At 68.4% G+C, this 18,350-nt stretch carries 16 protein-coding genes; 5 read left to right on the top strand and 11 right to left on the bottom strand.

Annotation, left to right across the window (positions count from 1 at the left end; genetic code table 11):
• Positions 1–10: 10 nt before the first annotated feature.
• Complete coding sequence (gene ppc / locus RT688_RS09760; RefSeq protein ID WP_313704678.1) at positions 11–2,827, bottom strand: phosphoenolpyruvate carboxylase; 2,817 nt, start codon at positions 2,825–2,827, stop codon at positions 11–13.
• Between the two features lie 168 nt (positions 2,828–2,995).
• On the opposite strand from ppc, the gene hemC reads away from it, so the two are divergent.
• From hemC to RT688_RS09740, 4 genes are read left to right on the top strand one after another with little or no spacing between them, the layout of a single operon-like run.
• Entirely contained in the window at positions 2,996–3,967 is a 972-nt protein-coding gene (gene hemC / locus RT688_RS09755; RefSeq protein ID WP_313704775.1) for a hydroxymethylbilane synthase, read from the top strand.
• Positions 3,960–4,727 (top strand): uroporphyrinogen-III synthase, encoded by a 768-nt coding sequence (locus tag RT688_RS09750; protein ID WP_313704677.1) that lies wholly within the window; start codon positions 3,960–3,962, stop codon positions 4,725–4,727. The genes hemC and RT688_RS09750 overlap by 8 nt, the downstream gene beginning before the upstream one ends.
• Positions 4,724–5,890 (top strand): uroporphyrinogen-III C-methyltransferase, encoded by a 1,167-nt coding sequence (locus RT688_RS09745; protein ID WP_313704676.1) that lies wholly within the window; start codon positions 4,724–4,726, stop codon positions 5,888–5,890. Before RT688_RS09750 ends, RT688_RS09745 begins: the two co-directional genes overlap by 4 nt.
• Before the next feature lie 3 nt (positions 5,891–5,893).
• Positions 5,894–7,090, top strand: coding sequence for a heme biosynthesis HemY N-terminal domain-containing protein (locus tag RT688_RS09740; RefSeq protein ID WP_313704675.1), 1,197 nt, complete (start codon positions 5,894–5,896; stop codon positions 7,088–7,090).
• 116 nt (positions 7,091–7,206) lie between these two features.
• Here the strand turns inward: RT688_RS09740 and RT688_RS09735 are convergent, their stop codons facing one another.
• Positions 7,207–8,568, bottom strand: a complete 1,362-nt coding sequence (locus RT688_RS09735; RefSeq protein ID WP_313704674.1) for a hypothetical protein — start codon at positions 8,566–8,568, stop codon at positions 7,207–7,209.
• A gap of 272 nt (positions 8,569–8,840) precedes the next feature.
• Between RT688_RS09735 and ppa the strand changes: the two genes are divergently transcribed.
• Entirely contained in the window at positions 8,841–9,383 is a 543-nt protein-coding gene (gene ppa, locus RT688_RS09730) for an inorganic diphosphatase (protein ID WP_313704673.1), read from the top strand.
• 84 nt (positions 9,384–9,467) lie between these two features.
• On the opposite strand, the gene RT688_RS09725 is transcribed toward ppa, so the two are convergent.
• The 9 genes from RT688_RS09725 to RT688_RS09685 all read right to left on the bottom strand — a co-directional run bounded on the left by RT688_RS09725 (position 9,468) and on the right by RT688_RS09685 (position 18,193).
• Positions 9,468–10,904: a PA domain-containing protein gene (locus RT688_RS09725; RefSeq protein ID WP_313704672.1), complete on the bottom strand. Its 1,437-nt coding sequence runs from the start codon at positions 10,902–10,904 to the stop codon at positions 9,468–9,470.
• Positions 10,891–11,244 (bottom strand): post-PEP-CTERM-1 domain-containing protein, encoded by a 354-nt coding sequence (locus RT688_RS09720; protein ID WP_313704670.1) that lies wholly within the window; start codon positions 11,242–11,244, stop codon positions 10,891–10,893. The genes RT688_RS09725 and RT688_RS09720 overlap by 14 nt, the downstream gene beginning before the upstream one ends.
• A 70-nt stretch (positions 11,245–11,314) precedes the next feature.
• On the bottom strand, positions 11,315–11,974 hold the full coding sequence (locus tag RT688_RS09715; RefSeq protein ID WP_313704669.1) for a choice-of-anchor J family PEP-CTERM protein: 660 nt from the start codon (positions 11,972–11,974) through the stop codon (positions 11,315–11,317).
• 401 nt (positions 11,975–12,375) lie between these two features.
• Positions 12,376–13,449, bottom strand: a complete 1,074-nt coding sequence (locus RT688_RS09710; protein WP_313704774.1) for a branched-chain amino acid ABC transporter permease — start codon at positions 13,447–13,449, stop codon at positions 12,376–12,378.
• Positions 13,450–13,465: 16 nt separating this feature from the next.
• Positions 13,466–14,521, bottom strand: a complete 1,056-nt coding sequence (locus RT688_RS09705; protein ID WP_313704668.1) for a branched-chain amino acid ABC transporter permease — start codon at positions 14,519–14,521, stop codon at positions 13,466–13,468.
• A 10-nt stretch (positions 14,522–14,531) separates the two neighbouring features.
• Positions 14,532–15,302 carry an ABC transporter ATP-binding protein gene (locus RT688_RS09700; protein ID WP_313704667.1) on the bottom strand — a complete coding sequence of 257 codons (771 nt, stop codon included), beginning with the start codon at positions 15,300–15,302 and terminating at the stop codon, positions 14,532–14,534.
• The gene (locus RT688_RS09695) at positions 15,262–16,056 is read right to left on the bottom strand and encodes an ABC transporter ATP-binding protein (RefSeq protein ID WP_313704666.1); all 795 of its coding nucleotides are present in this window, start codon (positions 16,054–16,056) and stop codon (positions 15,262–15,264) included. Before RT688_RS09695 ends, RT688_RS09700 begins: the two co-directional genes overlap by 41 nt.
• Position 16,057: 1 nt before the next feature.
• On the bottom strand, positions 16,058–17,269 hold the full coding sequence (locus RT688_RS09690; RefSeq protein ID WP_313704665.1) for a substrate-binding domain-containing protein: 1,212 nt from the start codon (positions 17,267–17,269) through the stop codon (positions 16,058–16,060).
• A 27-nt stretch (positions 17,270–17,296) separates the two neighbouring features.
• On the bottom strand, positions 17,297–18,193 hold the full coding sequence (locus tag RT688_RS09685; protein WP_313704664.1) for an alpha/beta hydrolase: 897 nt from the start codon (positions 18,191–18,193) through the stop codon (positions 17,297–17,299).
• Positions 18,194–18,350 lie beyond the last annotated feature (157 nt).

The raw sequence follows: 18,350 nt of genomic DNA, 5'->3' as shown, positions 1-18,350 counted from the left end.
CCACTTACGTTCAACCCGTATTGCGCAGGCCGGCCGCGACCCCGTTGATCGACAGGTGGATGCCGCGGTGCACGCGCGGATCCATCTCGCCCGGTTCACGGGACATCGCGCGGTGGCGATGGATCAGCTCGACCTGCAGGTGGTTCAGCGGGTCGAGATAGGCGAAGCGGTTCTGGATCGAGCGCGCCAGCAGCGGGTTGCCGGCCAGGCGCTCGCTGGCGCCGGTGATCGCTTCCAGGCGGCGGATGGTCTCGCCGTGCTCGGCCGCGATGCGCTTGAAGATGCGCTCGCGCAGCGCGGCGTCCGGCACCAGCCCGGCATAGCGCGAGGCGATCGCCAGATCGGTCTTGGCCAGCACCATGTCCATGTTCGACAGCAGGGTAGCGAAGAAGGGCCACTCGCGGAACATCTCCTGCAGCGTCGCCAGGCGCGCATCGCGTTCCTCCTGCGGACCTTCCTCCAGCCATTCGGAGACGGCGGAACCGAAACCGTACCAGCCCGGCAGCAGCAGGCGGCACTGGCCCCAGGAGAAGCCCCAGGGGATAGCGCGCAGGTCTTCGATGCGGCGCGTCGACTTGCGCGAGGCCGGGCGCGAACCGAGGTTCAGTTCGGCGATCTCGGCGATCGGCGTGGCGGCGAAGAAGTAGTCGGTAAAGCCCGGGGTCTCGTACACCAGGTTGCGGTAGGCTTTGTACGCACGCGCGGACAGTTCCGCCATCACGGCTTCGAAGCGCGCCAGGCGCTCGGCCTTGTCTCCCTCCGCCGCATGCGGGCTCAAGCTCGCTTCCAGCGTGGCCGCCACCAGCAGCTCGAGGTTGCGGCGGCCGATCTCGGGATTCGAGAATTTCGAGGCGATGATCTCGCCCTGTTCGGTCAGGCGGATCTGGCCGTTCACGGTGCCCGGCGGCTGCGCCAGGATCGCCTGGTAGCTGGGGCCGCCGCCGCGGCCGACGGTGCCGCCGCGGCCGTGGAACAGGCGCAGCTTCACGCCGGCGCGTTCGAACACCTCGACCAGCTTCAGCTCGGCCTGGTAAAGCTCCCAGTTCGAGGTCAGGAAGCCGCCGTCCTTGTTCGAGTCCGAGTAGCCGAGCATGACTTCCTGCAGCCGGCCCTGGTGCTCGATGAGGCGCGCCACCGGCGGCAGGGCCATCCAGGTTTCCATGATGTTCGCCGCGCGCTGCAGGTCGGGGATGGTTTCGAACAGCGGGATCACCATCACCTCCGACATGCCCTGCGAGATCTTCAGCAGGCCGCCTTCCTTCTGCAGCAGCAGCACCTCGAGCAGGTCAGACACCGCCTCGGTATGCGAGATGATGTAGTTGCGGATCGCCCGCGCGCCGTAGCGCTGGCGGATCTCGCGCGCGGCGCGCACGATGGCCAGCTCGGATTCGGTTTCTTCCGAATACGATTCGTAGGGGGTGTACAGCAGGCGCGGCTGGGCCAGTTCGGCCAGCAGCAGCGCCACCTTGCCGTCCTCGGACAGCGCCGCGTAGTCGGCTTCGACGCCGGCCTTTTCGAACAGCTCGGCCAGCACGCGCTCGTGCACGTCCGAGGTCTGGCGCATGTCGAGCGAGGCCAGGTGGAAGCCGAAGATGCGCGCCGCCCGCATCAGGCCGGCCAGGCGCGGCCCGATCAGCATGGCGCCGTGGTTCGCCGCCAGCGATTCGGCCACGATCTCGAGGTCGGCGGCGAATTCGTTGGCATCGAGGTAGGGCGCAGCGTGGCCGACTTCCTTGCGCAGGATGTTGGTCGCGCCGAGTTCGCGCGCGCTGGCCGCCAGGCGCGCGTACATGCCGATCAGGGCGCGGCGGTAGGGCTCGTCCTCGCGGTGCGGCGACTGGTCGGTGGAACGCTCGGCCAGCGACTGCATGGCCGGGGTGATGTCGACCATCAGGGTCGAGGTCGACAGTTCGGCGCCGAGCGCGTGCACCTCGTCCAGGTACCAGTCGAGGATGGTGGTGGCGTGGCGCATCACGGCGTGGCGCATGGTGTCGGCGTTCACGTTCGGGTTGCCGTCGCGGTCGCCGCCGATCCAGCTGCCCATCTGCACGTAGGCGCTGTCGCCCAGTTGCGCCGGCTTGCCGTGGTACTGGACGCCGATCTCGTCCTCGATGTCGTCGTACAGGGCCGGCAGCTCGCGCAGGAAGGTGATGCGGTAGTAGGACAGCGCGTTCTCGATCTCGTCGGCCACCGTCAGCTTGGTGTAGCGCAGCATGCGCGTCTGCCACAGGGTGGCGATGCGCGCGTGCATCAGCTGCAGGTTGCGCACCTGCTCCTTCGGCGTCAGCGGCAAGTCGCGCTCGGCCAGCAGGCGCGCGATGTCGTGCTCGGCGTCGAGGATGCTCTTGCGCTGGACCTCGGTCGGGTGGGCGGTGAGTACCGGCGAGATCAGGGCGTTCCTGAAGAAGTTCTCGACCGTGTTCTGGTCCACGCCGGCGGCGCGCAGCTTGCCCAGGGCGTAGCCGACGCTGCCTTCGCGCGGCGGCGAGCCGTTCAGCAGGTGGGCGCGGCGGCGCCGGTTGTGGTGCTGGTCCTCGGCGATGTTGGCCAGGTGCGAAAAGTAGGAAAAGGCGCGCACCACGGAAATCGTCTGGTTGCGGGTGAGCTTGTGCAGCAGGCTGGTGAGCTCCTGGCCGGCTTGCGGATCGGCGTCGCGCCGGAAGCGCACGGCGGTCTGGCGGATGGTCTCGACGACGTCGAAGACGGCGTCGCCTTCCTGGTCGCGCAGCACGTCGCCGAGCAGGCGGCCGAGCAGGCGGATGTCTTCTTTCAGCGGGGCGTCCTTGTCGGCGCCGGCGAGGTTGTCGGGTGCAACGGGTTTGTCCATATCGACCACTGATTCTCTAATGTTGGAAACGCCGGGTTGTGCATGGCGGTTGGCCACGATCTGCAATCAGGCCCCATGCTAAAATTTGTGATCCTATGCAAGGGCCTTTACTGGCATCGGCCGGTGAGCGCAACGACAGTGAAAGAATTCGTTTTGAAAGCATCCGAAATGACGCAGCAGGTGCAAGTGCCGTCGCAATTGATTATCGCATCGCGCGAGAGCCGCCTGGCCATGTGGCAGGCGGAACATGTGCGCGACCGTCTGGCCGCATTATATCCAGATTGCCAAATTAGCATTCTCGGCATGACGACGCGTGGCGACCAGATCCTCGACCGTACCCTCTCCAAGGTCGGCGGCAAGGGCCTGTTCGTGAAGGAGCTGGAAGTGGCGATGGCCGAGGGCCGCGCCGACCTGGCCGTCCATTCGCTGAAGGACGTGCCGATGGACTTGCCGGAAGGCTTCGAGCTGGCCGCCGTGCTCGAGCGCGAAGACCCGCGCGACGCCTTCGTGTCGAACGACTACGCCAGCCTCGACGCGTTGCCTGACGGCGCCGTCGTCGGCACCAGCAGCCTGCGCCGCCAGGCCCTGGTCGCGGCCCGCTATCCGCACCTGGTGATCCAGCCGCTGCGCGGCAACCTCGACACCCGCCTGGCCAAACTCGACCGCGGTGACTACGCGGCCATCATCCTCGCCGCCGCCGGTCTCAAGCGCCTGGGCCTGCCCCAGCGCATCCGCGCCGTGCTGGCGCCGGAGCTGAGCCTGCCGGCCGCCGGCCAGGGCGCGATGGCGATCGAGATCGCCAGCGGCGAGCGCCTGGACGGCGCCGACCTGCGCGCGCTGCTGGCGCCGCTGAACCACCTGGACACCGCGCGCGCCGTGATGGCCGAGCGCAAGGTCTCGAAGATCTTCGGCGGCAGCTGCCAGATCCCGCTGGCTGCGCACGCCACGGTCGAGGGCGACACCATGCGCCTGCGCGCGATGGTCGCCACGCCCGACGGCAAGCGCAGCGCGCACGCCGAACTGACGGGCGCGGCCGGCCAGCCGGAACTGCTGGGCGAGCGCGTGTCCGAACTGCTGGGGCAACAGGACGCGCACGCGATCCTGGAAACGATCCGGCAGGACGCCAGTCCCGATGCCTGAGTCCGTCGTCATCACCCGGCCGCGCGCCCAGGCCGACGCCCTGGTGCGCGCCGTGGCCGCCATCGGCCGCACGCCGGTGCTGCTGCCGCTGCTGGAGATCGCGCCTTTGGCCGACCAGTCGGCCCTGCGCGCGGCAATGCGCGAGCTCGACAGCTACGCCCTGGTCGCCTTCGTGTCGCCGAACGCGATCGACGCCGCGATGGCGCTGGTGTCCGCCTGGCCGCGCCAGGTGGCACTGGCGGTGCTGGGGGAGGGCAGCCGCGCCGCGCTGGCGAAGCACGGCCTGACCGAGGCCAACGCCACCATCCTCGGCCCCCAGGATCCGACGCGCAGCGATTCCGAGAACCTGCTGCAGACGCTGGACCTGGCCGCCCTGCGCGGCAAGCGCGTGCTGATCGTGCGCGGCGAGACCGGGCGCGAGCTGATGGCCGAGGGCTTCCGCGCCGCCGGCGCCGCGCTCACGATCGTGCCCGCCTACCGGCGCAGCGTGCCGGCGCTCACGCCGGAACTGGGCGCGACCCTGCGTTCCCTGCTGGCCTCGCCGAACGACTGGATCATCACCAGCTCGGAAGCGCTGCGCGGCCTGTTCGGGCTGCTGCGGCAGCTCGACCATGAGTTGGTTGTGAAAATGCAACAACAGCACGTCATCGTGCCCCATGCGCGCATCGCCGACGCCGCCCGCGCGCTGGGCCTGGCGCGCATCACGCTCACCGGCTCGGGCGACGAGCGACTACTTGCCGCGTTACAATCTCGAACATGAACGAACTGCCGAATCATCCAGAGCTGCCGCCGACGCAGCCTCCCGCCGCGCCGCAGGCGCCGGCCCCCGAATCGTTTGCGGGCGCGCGAGCGCCCATGGGAGGGCCGAGCCTGGCCGACAGGCTGACGCGCCCGCTGCCGCTGGCCGTGATCGTGCTGGCCGTGCTGCTGGCCGCCCAGACCTGGTCGAGCCACAGCCGCATCAACACCTTGCGCAAGGAAATGGCGATCAGCCTGCAGAAGGGCAACCAGATGAATGCCGAAACGGCCGCGCTGGCGCGCGACGTTGCCGACCAGTCGAAAGCCCTGCAGGTGAAGGTCGGCGTGCTCGAAAGCCGCCAGCTGGAAAGCCAGAGCCAGCAGCTGGCCCTGGAGCAGCTCTACCAGGACCTGTCGAAGAGCCGCGACGAATGGGCGCTGTCGGAAGTCGAGCAGGTGCTCTCGACCGCCAGCCAGCAGCTGCAGCTGGCCGGCAACGTGCAGGGCGCCCTGATCGCGCTGCAGAACGCCGACCGCTCGCTGTCGCGTTCGGACAAGCCGCAGTTCATCACGGTGCGCCGCGCGATCGCCAGCGACATGGAAAAACTCAAGGCGCTGCCGGCGGTGGACCTGGCCGGCGTCGCCGTGCGCCTGGACAGCGTCATCGGCCAGGTCGACACCTTGCCGCTGCTGTCGGACGAGAAGCCGCTGCTGCCGGCCGCGCCGGCGCGCGGCGCGCGCACGCAGGGCACGCAGGGCACGCAGGTTGCCGACAAGGCTGCGGCGCCGGCCGCGCCGCTGTCGGTCGGCGAGCGCATGGTGCAGACCTGGCGCAACTGGACCGAGGAGATGTGGGACGACGTGCGCCAGCTGATCCGCGTGCGCAGCGTGAACACGCCGGACGCGCTGATGCTCTCGCCCGAGCAGCGCTACTTCGTGCGCGAAAGCCTGAAGCTGCGCCTGCTGAACGCGCGCATGGCGCTGCTTTCGCGCGACGAGACCACCTTCGCCGACGACCTGACCGCCGCGCAGGACACCCTGGCGCGCTACTTCGACACGCGCGCCCGCTCGACCCAGCAGGTGCAGTCGGTGCTGCGCCAGGTCCAGGCGAACAACCTGTCGATCGAGATGCCGACCCTGGCCGACAGCCTGAACGCCGTGCGCAACTACAAGACGAAGCCTTAATCCATGCGTTTACTCCTCTGGTTAGTCGCCCTGATGGCCGCCGCCATCGGCATCGCCGTGACGGCCCGCTTCAATCCGGGCAACGTGGTGCTGTTCTATCCGCCGCACCGGATCGACATGTCGCTGAACCTGTTCGTGGTGCTGCTGGCGCTGCTGTTCCTGATGCTCTACGGCCTGGTGCGCGCGATCAACGCAACCCGGCGCATGCCCGAACGCGTGGCCGCCTACCGCCAGCGCAAGCGCGAGCGCGAGGGCAACAAGGGCCTGCGCGACGCGCTCAAGGCGCTGCTCGAGGGGCGCTTCGGCCATGCCGAGAAGGCCGCGATGCGCGCCGCCGAGCTGCCCGAGAACGCCGGCGTGGCGGCCCTGATCGGCGCGCGCGCCGCGCACCGCATGCGCGAGCCGGCGCGGCGCGACGCCTGGCTGGCCGGCATCGCCGCCGACAACGGCATGAAGACGGCGCGCCTGATGACCGTCATCGAGCTGCTGGTCGACGACCACCAGCCGGAGGCGGCGCTGGCCGCCGTGGAAGAACTGAACGCCAGCGGCCAGCGCCACATCTACGCGCTGCAGTGGTCGATGAAGGCGCACCAGCAGGCGCGCAACTGGCCCGAGGTGCTGCGCCTGGTGCGCATCCTGGACAAGCGCAATGCGCTGCATCCGGCGCTGGCGGCGCGCCTGCGCGAGATGGCCTACGAGGCCCTGCTGTCGGAAGAGGGACAGGATCCGGAAGCGATCCGGCGCTTCTGGGCCGGCGTGCCCGCCGCCGACCGGCTCCAGCCGGCCGTCGCGGCGCGCGCCGCCGCCGCCTTCAACGCCAGCGGCCTGCACGACGAGGCGCGCGTGATCGCGGAAGAGGCCTTGAAGTCCGGCTGGGACGAGCGCGTGCTCCGCGCCTACCGCGACGCCGCCGGCCCGGCCGGCTCGGCCACCCTGCTGGCGCAGATCGAGAAATGCGAAACCTGGCTGCGCGAGCGCCCGAACGACCCCGAGCTGGCGCTCACCCTCGGCTCGCTTTGCCTGCGCCAGAAGCTCTGGGGCAAGGCCCAGCGCTACCTGGAGCAGGCGCTGTCGGACGCGCTCGACGCCGGCATGGTGCGCGACATCCACCTGAAGCTGGCCCAGTTGCACGAGGCGCTGGGGCAGGACGAGCGCGCGGCGAGTCATTACCGCCACAGCGCGCTGGCGAACATCCTCTGAGCCGGACGGCGGCGGCCGGAACGACCCGCGCCGCCGCCGGCCCATCCGGCCGGCCGTTCGCGGTTCCGGCGCCAGCGCAGCCGGGTGCGAAGCGCGGCGCCCGGCGGCTCGCACACTCACTTGCCGTGGCAGCGGCGTGGCGTCAGCACCAGGGGTTGCACCCTGTTGTTGGGCAGGCGCTCGATGGCCGCGATCTGCCCCTTGTCGTTGATGGCATAGGCGGCATCGATCGTGATGCCCTGGCTGGCCTCGTCGAGCAGGGTGTCGAGCTGGACCGGTTTGGCGCCGAACCAGATCGTCGCGCGTTCCAGTCCGATTGCCGTTTGCGAAAAGCCGACGGCCTCGTCCTTTTCGTTGATGCCGAAGATGGCCCCGTTTTCGCCGCCCAGGGTCGGCAGGATGGTGCGGACGCCGCCGTACCATTTCGCCGGCCTGGACATGGTCGTGCCGGAGAAGGTGTAGCCGACGATCCGCCGGCTGTTGTTGATGTCGGTTGCGACCGCCTCCGCGCCCAGGTCGACGACCTCGCCGGTCGGCGTCCAGAGCGCGGCATGCTGGGTGGCGCTGATGTCGTTGCTTACGCCAACGCTGAAGCCGGCATCGTTGATCCGGAGGACGGAGGAATTCGCGCCGCCGAGGCTTTCCAGCGGGCGTGGGGTGCCCTTGCGCCAGAGGACGGCCAGCGCACGCGAGCCGTCCGGGACGGCGCTGGTGCCGCCGATGACACCGGAGCGGTTGATGCCCCACGCTACCGAGAACGAGGTCGGGCTGCCGCCCAGGTTGCGCAGGGGCGTGATCCGGCCCCGGTACCAGCTGAAGGCGCGCATGACCCCATTGGCGTTGTTGGAAAAGCCGACGATCTGGCCCGCGTCGTTGATGTCGTAGGCGTAGCCGACGGTGCCGCCCAGGCTGCCGAGATCGTAGGCCCGGCTCCCGATCCACAGCGTCGGCATGACGCCGGTGACAGTGTCGCTGTAGCCGACAACCCAGCCATGGTTGTTGATGGCGGTGGGGAAGGCCTCGAAGCGGGTAACGTCGAGCCGCTGGACACTGTAGCGCAGGCCATGCCGGTGCTTGTGCGGGCAAGTCGCGGGGCCTGCGGACTGCCCATTGATCCACTCCGCCTGCGCCTGGGCGTGCGCGATGAGCTGTCCGGTCGCGGGCGGGGCATCCGCGCCGCGTGGCGATGGCGCCGCGACCGCCGCGCCGCCGCCCAGCAATAGGGCGAGAATGCCCAGCCAGGGCCGCGTCAGCCGGGTAGCAAACCGGTTAAACGTTTTCATGTCCTGCCTCCTGTCGATGAAAGGTGATTGCCGGGAGCGCTTGGCGGTCAGGGCAGCGGCGCGGGGGGCGGTAGTCGTGGCGCCGGGATGCTGCCTTCCTTGCCGCTCACCGCCGCGCGGGGGAAGGGAGTCCAGCGTGCCCATGGGGATTTCCCGCATGGGCCCGGCGTCGACATTGACGCCGACCTGATCCATGGTAGGGAGCACCGGGGCGCCGCGCCACCGCGATATCGCCATCGCTTGTGTTCGCTCAACGCGCCGGTCGATGTATTCCCTTGCGCCAATTCTCGGACTCAGTTATGTCCGCGTGGAACGAGCGGTACTCGAACGCGTTCCCGCATAGTCATCCGGACGGCCTGCCGGCTGCACAATTGCCGCACCACATGCCCCTGCTGCGTCGCACAAGCTGATGCCTATTCGATATAATGCTTCCCTTTATTGAATCTTCAGCAACCAAGGAATAACCCATGAGCCTGAACAACGTTCCAGCCGGCCGCGATGTGCCGAACGACTTCAACGTCATCATCGAAATCCCGATGAACGCCGATCCGATCAAGTACGAAGTGGACAAGGACACCGGCGCGATCTTCGTTGACCGCTTCATGGGCACCGCGATGCACTATCCGTGCAACTACGGCTATGTGCCGCAGACCCTGGCTGCCGACGGCGATCCGTGCGACGTGCTGGTGATCACCCCGTTCCCGCTGATCCCGGGCGTGGTCGTGCGTTGCCGCGCGATCGGCGTGCTGAAGATGAGCGACGAGGGCGGTGGCGATGCCAAGGTGCTGGCGGTCCCGGTCGACAAGATCCTGCCGATCTACAGCCACTGGCAAAAGCCGGAAGACCTGCAGGACCTGCGCCTGCAGCAGATCCAGCACTTCTTCGAGCACTACAAGGACCTGGAAAAGGGCAAGTGGGTCAAGGTCGAGGGTTGGGCCGGTCCGGAAGAAGCGAAGGAAGAAATCGTGAACGGCGTTGCCGCCTACAAGGCTGCGCAGGAACAGCAGTAATTCCTCGTGCACGAAGGAACAAAGGCCGGCGCCCTCGGGGTGCCGGCCTTTTTTTAAGCTCCTGGCGCACGCGCCGGCCTGCACCTACCAGCCGATATCCTGCAGCAGCGGGTAGGTGAGGTCGTTCGGCAGGCTGACGCTGTGCGACAGGTCGGCGTTGATCGACGGCTCCATCAGCCGGTTCGGCTTGGCATCGGTCGTGTAGTGCGAGACCGAGGAGCCCGGCGCGTTGGTGGTCGGCGTGTACATCAGGATGCGCCGTTGCGGATCGGTGCCGGACAGGCGGTTCGGATCGATGCCGAGCGATGCGACCACGCCGGAACGGGTGCGCGACCTGGTCTGCAGCGCGGCGCGCAGGGTGACGCCGGCTTCCTGGGTGATGCGCACCGATGGGATCGTGATGGCGGGATCGTCGCCGCTCATGCCGCTCGGCTCGCCCGGTGCGTTGTCGGCAACGATCATGCCGATCGCCCCCGCGGCCTGCACGTTGCGCGCCTTGGAAACGAAGTCGCAGCTGCCGCGCGAGACCAGGGCGATATTGCCGCGCACGGCGAGCGCGTTCAGCTCGTCGAGCGGGTTGCAGGCCAGTCCGGTGCCGTCGGCCTGCTCGACCACCGGCATGAGCTGTCCGCTGACCGCGTTGGCGCCGAGCGGCGGGCCGAAGGAGGCGTCGCCGACGGCATAGTCGCCGGCCGCGTTGCCGGCGGCGCTGCCGCTGACCGTCAAGCGCGAGCGCGGATCGAGCAGCTGCGGCACCGCGGCCGTGACGTTCGGGCCGTTCCAGGACAGGCCGTCGCCGCTGATCGCCGAGGCGACGCGTTCGGTCTCGCTCATGCCGACCCAGGGGCGCTCGGTGCGGTTGTCGACCAGGAAGTGGTCCCAGATCGACGGGATGCCGTTGATCTGGGCGCCGGTCTCGTCGTCGGTGAAGGTCTGGAAGCCCAGGCCGTGGGCCATTTCGTGCAACAGCACGGTGACCAGGTCGATCTGGCCGTTCGCATTGTTGTCGACGCCCAGGTAGAAGCCCGAGCCCGGCATGCAGTCGGGGAACAGGCCGAGGCGCGAGTTGAAGCGCGAAATGATGTGCGGCTCGCCCGGCGTGGCGACGTCGGCGCCGGCCAGCTTGCTGGCCAGCGCGCTGGGGTACCAGGTGTTCGGGCGCGGCGCGTTGGTGAAGTCGGACCAGATCTCGTTCGCCCCCGCCGAGCCGAGCACGGCGCTGTTCGCGGTGCACGACAGCGGCACGAAGGAGGCGCCGATGCGGATCGGCACGCTGCTGGTGAGGGTGGACGCCCAGATGTTGGCGGCGTGCTGGAAGGCGTACAGACGTTGGGCGCCGAGCGTGGTGCCGGGATTGCCGCCCACCGGCGTGGCCGGGGCCGGGTCGTTGAAGCCGATGCCGGGCGCGTTCTGGTTGACGATGGTGATGGTGGCGGCCTGGCCGGCGAAGGCGGCGCCGGACAATGCGAGGGCCGCGGCGACGCGCAGCGCGAGCTTGCCTGCGCATTTATTTGTTTTCATGGCGACCCTCCTTGTCGTGTCCGTGTTGGACTTGCTCGCCGTGCCGGTGGACGGCCTGGTCGGCGGCATCCGCGCCGTGCACGCACTGGTCGGCCAGCTTGCCGCCGGCGTCGCGGGTGACGACCGAATACACGAGGCCGCGCACGCCCAGGTGCACCTGGCGTGCGCCGCTGGCGTGGGTGACCATGGAAGGCTTGCCCTGCGCCGTCATCGCGCCCGTCGCTTTCGGCGCGAGCGCGCGGGCTTCGGCGGGCGTGGGAGCGCGCAGCTGGCCGGTCTGCGCGTCGCGCACGACGACCATGCCCTGTTGCTGTTCCTGGGCGGCGCCGTGACGCGGCATGAGGGCGCAGATGGCGGCGAGGGGAGCGCCGCGAAGAGTTTGTTGGGTGACATGGTGGTCTCCGGAAGCGTCAGTTCAGTGTCTTGCGGCGCATGAAGCTCAGCGCGCCCAGGCCCAGGGCCAGCATCATGTAGAGCGACGGTTCCGGCACCGCCGTGACGACGCGGACCGTGTCGAGCCCGATGTAGTTCAGCGCGCCCGCATTGCCCACGTAACGGAAGGCGAAACGGCCCTCGCCCTGGAGGTCCAGGCCGGCGCTCCATCGGGTCCAGTCGGTCGGGTAGCCGGCGCCGCCGAAGCTGGTCAGCAGGGTAGTGAAGCCGCCGGTGCCGCTGCCGCTGCCCGGCGCCCAGCGCACTTCGAGCAAGTCGGCGGAGCCCGGCATGGCCTCATGGGCGGTGTAGAAGGACAAGTTGGTCAGGCCGCTGAGGGACAGGAGCGGGGTGATCAGCCAGTTGTCGACCGTGCCCTGGCCGTTCGTGGCGCCCATGAAGCTGGCGGCGGCGTAGGCGTTGGCGGCGCCGGACTGGGCGCCGAAGACGTCGGCATTGCCCTGGAACCAGGTGCTGCCCGCCGGCACGCTGTTGTTCACGAGCGTCCAGCCCGGCAGCGAGGCGAGGTCGTCGAAGCCTTCGTCCAGCACCGCGATGCCCGCGGCGCCGGCGGCCCCTGGCGCGAGCACCGCCAGCGCAAGCGCGCCGGCCGCGGTGTACGACTTGAGTAGTTTCATGGGATTGTGCTTTCATGCGGAGCCAGAAAAGATGGCTGTTCCACTCGCGCTGGCTGACACGAGGCCATGGTTGAGTTCATCATATGAGCTGAACGATGGCCTACTTTGATCTCTATTCAAGTGCGTACGAACTCAGCGGCTATTGGGCTGCGGCGTGGTGCGCACGGTGGGGCGTGCTCGTGAGCCGCTGGATGGAAGTCGGCTTTGCGTAGGGTGGGCACTTGTGCCCACGCGGGATGGTGCTCACGCGGACCACCGGAATATTCGGACGCCACCAACGTTGGAGCTGTTGTGATGTGCGAAGGGTGAGACCGCGTGGACACAGGTGTCCACCCTACGAAGGCAACAACGGGAGAAGTGACAGGCGCGGACGAGGGACGCCCGCGCCAGGAGGAAAACGATCAGCGCGCCGCCAGCCAGCTACGCACGCGCAGCTTGCCCACGATCCCGATCGGGAAGAAATAAATCGACAGCACGAACAACACGCCCAGCCACAGCATCCAGCGGTCCGGATGCAGGGCGGCCGCCAGCAGCGGCACGCTTTCCAGGGCGGCCGACGCATGCGCCATCAGTTCCTTCAGGTAGTTCTGCGCGAGGATGAACAGCGCCGCGCCGACCACCGCGCCGTACATCGTGCCCATGCCGCCGATCACGACGATCAGCAGGATGTCGGTCATGACCTCGAAGCCGAGCGAGGTCTTGGGGCCGACGTAGCGCAGCCACAGGGCCATCAGCGCGCCCGCCAGGGCCGCCACCAGGGCCGCCAGGCAGTTGGCCCAGATGCGGTAGACCACGGTGCGGTAGCCCAGCGCCTCGGCGCGGAACTCGTTCTCGCGGATCGCCTGCAGCACCCGCCCGAAGGGCGAGTTCACCAGGCGCAGCAGGAACAGGAACAGCAGCAGGCAGCCGAAGAACACCAGGTAGTAGGTCAGCAGCTTGCCGTCGATGGCGCGTCCGAACACCTCGTTCTCGACCAGCGTGAAGCCGGGCGTGAGCACTTCCGGCACGCTGAAGGTCTTGCCGTCCTCGCCGCCGGTGAAGTCCGACAGCTGCGAGGCCAGCACGGCGAAGGACGAGGCGACGGCCAGCGTGATCATGGCGTAGAAGATGGCGCGCACGCGCAGGGCGAACAGGCCGACGATGAAGGCCAGGGCGAGCGCCAGCAGCAGCGCCAGGCCCAGGCCCTTCATCGCCACGCCCCAGGTCGGCTCATCCACCGAGGCCAGCGCCAGGCCGATGCCGTAGGCGCCGATCCCGTAGAACATGGTGTGGGCGAACGACACGATGCCGGTGTAACCCAGCAGCAGGTCGTAGGAGGCGACCAGCACGATGTAGACGCAGATGGTCGCCGCCATGTTGAGCGGCCGCGCGCCGCTGGTCAGGAAGGGCGCGAAGGCCAGTCCCAGCAGGATCAGGATCAGCACCGCGGACAGGATGCGGCTGCGCGGCAGGTCGCCGGAAAGAAGCCGGGTCATGGGATTCATCGCCATGTCAGCCTCGCATCTTCGAATACAGCCCGGCCGGGCGCCACAGCAGGATCGCGATCATCAGGATGATGTTCGAGACCAGCGCGATCTTCGGGGCCAGGAAGCCGGCATAGTTGGCCACCAGGGCCATCAGCAGGGCGCCGATGAAGCAGCCGCCGACCGAGCCCAGCCCGCCGATGATGATGACGATGAAGATCATGATCATGATCTCGCCGCCCATCGCGGCCGACAGGGTCTCCTTGTACAGGCCCCACATCACGCCGCCCAGGCCGGCCAGCGCCGAACCGGCCGCGAACACGCCGACGAACAGGCGGCGGATGCGGTAGCCCAGGCTCTCGACCATCTCGCCGTTCTCGACGCCGGCGCGGATCAGCAGGCCGATCTTGGTCCGGTTCAGGGTCAGGAACATGCCCACGAACACCACCAGGCCGACGATCACCGCCACCAGGCGGTATTTCTCGATGGCGGCGTCGCCCAGGAAGATGGCGCCGCGCAGGCTGGTCGGCAAGGGCAGGGCGATGGTCTCGGCGCCCCAGATCACGTTGATCAGCTGTTCGGCGACGATCATGCCGCCCATGGTGATCAGGATCTGCTTCAGGTGCTGGCCATAGACCGGCATGATGATCACGCGCTCGAAGGCCCAGCCCAGCAGGGCCGTGACCAGCATCGCGACCGTGACCGCCAGGCCCAGCACGCCCAGGTTGACCAGCAGCGAATCCATCTCGAGCCAGCCGCGCATCGGCAGCAGCACCATGGTGGCGGCGAACGCGCCCACCGACACGAAGGCGCCGTGGCCGAAGTTCAGCACGTTCATCAGGCCGAACACCAGGGTCAGGCCGCTGGCCATGATGAAGATCATCATGCCCATCGCGAGGCCGGCGACGGTCAGGGTGACCCAGGTCGGGAAGCTGCCGACCAGCGGCAGCACCAGCAGGGCGATGGCGGGCACCAGCAGCAGCGGCGCGATGTCACGCGGCGCCGCCGGCAGCGGCGTGTCCGCCTTGGGCAGCGGCGCGTCCGCCTTGGGCAGGGCGGCGGCGCGGGGAAGGGTAGCACTCATCGTGTGGCTCCTATTGGTGGGAGGCGAGCGACAGGCCCAGGAGGCGCTGCTGCAGCTCGTCGTCGTTGGCCAGCGCGGCCATGCCGCCGGCATGGGCCACGCGGCCGTCGTCCATCACGCTCACGGTGTCGCCGAGCGAGCGCACGAAATTGAAGTTCTGCTCGACCAGCAGGATGGTGGTGTCGGTGTCCTTCAGCTCGCGGAAGGCCGCGATCAAACTCTGCACGATGGCCGGGGCCAGGCCCTTGGTCGGCTCGTCCACCAGCAGCAGCTTCCTCGGCTCGACGATGGCGCGGGCGATCGCCACCATCTGCTTCTGGCCGCCCGAGAGGTTCCCGGCCGGGTAGTTCCAGAATTTCTTCAGGGCCGGGAAGAAGCCGAAGATCCAGTCGAGCCGGGCCCCGTCCATCGGGCCGCTGCGCGCCGCCAGGTGCAGGTTTTCGCGCACCGTCAGGTCCGAGAACACGGCCATGCTCTCGGGGACGTAGGCGATGCCCAGGCGCGCGATGTCGGGCGTGGCCAGCTTCGTGATGTCGCGGCCGTCGAAGACGATCGCGCCGGCGCTGGCCTTCCACAGGCCCATGATGGTGCGCAGGGTGGTGGTCTTGCCGGCGCCGTTACGGCCGAGCAGCACCGCCAGCCCGCCGCGCGGCACGACCAGGTCGACGCCCTGCAGGATGTGGTACTGGCCGATGTGGGTGTGCACGCCGGAGAGCGTGAGCAGCGGCGCGCCGGCCTGGTCAGGCGATGGCGGCTGCGGGTTCGGTTTCGGGTGTTCCAAGATAGGCTTCCTGTACGATCTTCGATTGCATCACTTCGGCGGGCATGCCGTCCGCGACCAGGGTGCCGTTGTGCAGCACGATGATGCGGTCGGCCAGCTGGCGCACCACGTCCATCTTGTGCTCGACCAGCAGCACGGTCTTGCTGGCGTCGCGCTTGACGGACTGGATCAGGTCGAGCACGACCGGCACCTCGTCCACGCTCATGCCGGCGGTCGGCTCGTCGAACATCAGGATCGACGGCTCCAGCGCCAGCAGGATCGCCACTTCCAGCTTGCGCTGGTCGCCGTGCGACAGGGCGCCGACGCGGGCCTCGCGCCTGGACGACATCGCCACGCGCTCCAGGTAATGCTCGGCGCGCTCGATCAGCTCCTTGTGGCCGAACCAGACCGAGAACATGTTCAGGCCCAGGCCGGCGCGGCTCTGCACCGCCAGGCGCACGTTCTCCATCACCGTCAGGTTGGGGAACAGGTTGGTGAGCTGGAAGGCGCGCCCGATCCCCAGGCGGGTGCGGCGCGCGGCGCCATGGCGGGTGATGTCCTGGCCGCCCAACAGCACCTGGCCGGAAGTGGCCGGGAGCTGGCCCGAGACCAGGTTGAAGTAGGTGGTCTTGCCGGCCCCGTTGGGGCCGACGATCACCGTCAGGGTCCCCGGGAAGAAGTCCGCCGTCACCGCGTCGACCGCGACGTGGCCGCCGAAGCGGATCGTCAGGTCGCGGGTCGACAGCGACGGCTGCTGTGCGTTGGTGGCCGCCATGTCAGCGCTTGTTCTTGACCGGCAGCGGCATCTCGCTGGCCGGGATCTCGCGCACGAGTTCCAGCAGGTCCCACTCGTTCGCCTGGTCCTTCTTGATGCGGAAGTGGTACATCGACTGGATCGCCTGGTGGTCTTCCTTGCGGAAGCTCATCTGGCCTTTCGGGGTGTCGAAGCGCATGCCTTCCATCGCCGCGACCAGTTTTTCACTGTTCCCATCCGGGACCTTCGACAGCGCGTTGAAGACGGCGCTGGCGGCGGCGAAACCGCCGGCGGTGAACATGTCGGGCGGGGCCTTGAAACGCTTCTGGTGCTCGGCGACCAGCCAGTCGTTCATCTTGTTCTTCGGGAAGGCGTAGTAGTAATAGATCGTGCCTTCGGTGCCGGCGTAGTTCTTCCAGGTCTTCATCACCGGCAGGATGTTGCCGCCCGGGGCCAGCGCGATGCCGTAGCGCTCGGGCTTCATGTCGGCGATCTTGTTCATCGGGTTCGGGCCGGCCCAGACGATGCCCAGCACGCGCGGCTGCGGCTTGTCCTTCAGAGCGTCGAACAGGCGCTGGGTCGAAGCGGTGAAGTCGGTGGTGGTGGCCGGCGCGTATTCCTCGTGCACGACCCTGGCCTTGCTGCCGGTGGCGCTGAGCGCTTCCTTGCCGGCCTTGATGGCGTCGCGCCCGAAGGCGTAGTCCTGGGCCAGGAAGGCGACGCTGCCGCCCTTCAATGTGCTCGCTGCCGCGAGCGCATCCTGCATGGAACTGCGCGCGGTGCGGAAGATGTACTTGTTCCACTTCTCGCCGGTGATGGCGTCGGCCACGGCCGGCTCGATGATCAGGACCTTCTTGTATTCCTTGGCCACCGGCAGCATCGCGATCGCCGAACCGGAGGAGGTGGTGCCCACCGCGATGTCGGCCTTGTCGTCGCCATAGGCTTCGGCCAGCAGGGTGCGGCCCAGGTCCGGCTTGCTCTGGTCGTCCTTGACGATGACCTTCAGCTTGCGCCCGTTGATTTCCATCTTGCCGCCGGTGAGGTATTCCAGGCCCATCATGAAGCCGGTCTCGGTCTCCTTGGCATAGGCTTCGAGCGGGCCGGTCTTGCCGGCGATGAGGGCGATCTTCAGGTCGGGGCCGGCGGCCAGCGCGAGCGGCGCGGCGCTGGCGGCGAAGGCGGCCAGCAAGGCTGCGCCGATGGGCTTGATGAGGGGTTTGATCAGGTCATTCATGGTGTCTCCAGTGATTCTGATTCTGTTTTAAGGAAGCCGCGACAGGAACTGGCGGATCGCGCCCAGCGCTTCCGGTTCGGTGAGCATCGGCGCATGGCCGACGTTCGGCACTTCGGTGTATTCCATGGTGGGCGCGGCGCGCCGCATCCACGCGACCTGGTCCGGTTCCACCAGGTCCGACAGCGCACCCCTGACCAGCAGGGTGGGGCGGCGGTGCGCCAGGCGCCGGAAGGCCATGCGCGATGCCAGCGACGACGGCCGCAGTTTACCTGCTTGCAATGCCAGCGCAATATTCGGATCGTAGCGCAGGGCCAGCTTGCCGGCGGCGTCGGGCTCGAAGGCGCGCCGCGCCCACTTGTCCCATTCCTCGTCGGGACTGTCGGGAAAGGCGCAGGCGTTGATGTCCTTCAGGTAGCCGGCCGCGTCCTGCCAGGAGGAGAGCGTATTGCAGCGGCCCGCGTAGCCGGCGATGCGCGCCAGGCCGCGGGTCGAGAGCACGGGACCGACGTCGTTCAGGACGGCGCCGGCGATGAGGTCGAGATGGCGCATGGCCAGCGTCATGGTGATCAGGCCGCCCATCGAGGTGCCCACGAACACGGCGCGCGCGATGCCCAGGTCGTGCAGCAGCTTGGCGACGTCGGCGGCGTAGACGTTCGGGTTGTAGTTGTCGGGATTGGCGTCGCGCGCCGAGTGGCCGCGGCCGCGCACGTCGGGTGCGATCACGCGCCGGCCCATGCGCGCGATGGCCGGCGCCAGCTCGTCGAAGTCGGCCGAGTTGCGGGTCAGGCCGTGCAGGCAAATCACGGGCAAATGCGCCGGCAGCGGGGCCAGCGGGCGCGTTTCGTCGGCCTGGGCGGCGTAATCGCGTGCATACAACGCCAGCCCGTCGCTGCTCTGGAAACTGATTGGAGTGAAGTTAAGCACGCTGGGGAAATCCTGTTCGGGTCTTCCGCGATGGAAGGGAAGCGGGGCGCGCCGCCGCCCCTGCGGAAGGCGGCGCGCTGTCCTGGTTGGTGGCGCGAAGGCTTAGAAGCGGTACTCGAGCGTGGCCGAGACCGTGCGCGGGTTGCCGTAGAAGGCC

Source organism: Massilia sp. (assembly GCF_032106685.1).
GTDB lineage: Bacteria > Pseudomonadota > Gammaproteobacteria > Burkholderiales > Burkholderiaceae_D > Telluria.
The sequence above is the reverse complement of the archived record's forward strand: the minus strand, read 5'-3'. Positions and strand labels throughout refer to the sequence as shown.

Excerpts from the sequence above, each read along its gene's own strand:
- hemC (WP_313704775.1), top strand. The coding sequence starts at position 2,996 with ATGACGCAGCAGGTGCAAGTGCCGTCGCAATTGATTATCGCATCGCGC.
- RT688_RS09715 (WP_313704669.1), bottom strand. The coding sequence starts at position 11,974 with ATGAAACTACTCAAGTCGTACACCGCGGCCGGCGCGCTTGCGCTGGCG.
- RT688_RS09750 (WP_313704677.1), top strand. The coding sequence starts at position 3,960 with ATGCCTGAGTCCGTCGTCATCACCCGGCCGCGCGCCCAGGCCGACGCC.
- ppa (WP_313704673.1), top strand. The coding sequence starts at position 8,841 with ATGAGCCTGAACAACGTTCCAGCCGGCCGCGATGTGCCGAACGACTTC.
- RT688_RS09740 (WP_313704675.1), top strand. The coding sequence starts at position 5,894 with ATGCGTTTACTCCTCTGGTTAGTCGCCCTGATGGCCGCCGCCATCGGC.
- RT688_RS09720 (WP_313704670.1), bottom strand. The coding sequence starts at position 11,244 with ATGCCGCGTCACGGCGCCGCCCAGGAACAGCAACAGGGCATGGTCGTC.
- RT688_RS09690 (WP_313704665.1), bottom strand. The coding sequence starts at position 17,269 with ATGAATGACCTGATCAAACCCCTCATCAAGCCCATCGGCGCAGCCTTG.
- RT688_RS09725 (WP_313704672.1), bottom strand. The coding sequence starts at position 10,904 with ATGAAAACAAATAAATGCGCAGGCAAGCTCGCGCTGCGCGTCGCCGCG.
- ppc (WP_313704678.1), bottom strand. The coding sequence starts at position 2,827 with ATGGACAAACCCGTTGCACCCGACAACCTCGCCGGCGCCGACAAGGAC.
- RT688_RS09695 (WP_313704666.1), bottom strand. The coding sequence starts at position 16,056 with ATGGCGGCCACCAACGCACAGCAGCCGTCGCTGTCGACCCGCGACCTG.
- RT688_RS09705 (WP_313704668.1), bottom strand. The coding sequence starts at position 14,521 with ATGAGTGCTACCCTTCCCCGCGCCGCCGCCCTGCCCAAGGCGGACGCG.
- RT688_RS09710 (WP_313704774.1), bottom strand. The coding sequence starts at position 13,449 with ATGACCCGGCTTCTTTCCGGCGACCTGCCGCGCAGCCGCATCCTGTCC.
- RT688_RS09735 (WP_313704674.1), bottom strand. The coding sequence starts at position 8,568 with ATGGATCAGGTCGGCGTCAATGTCGACGCCGGGCCCATGCGGGAAATC.
- RT688_RS09745 (WP_313704676.1), top strand. The coding sequence starts at position 4,724 with ATGAACGAACTGCCGAATCATCCAGAGCTGCCGCCGACGCAGCCTCCC.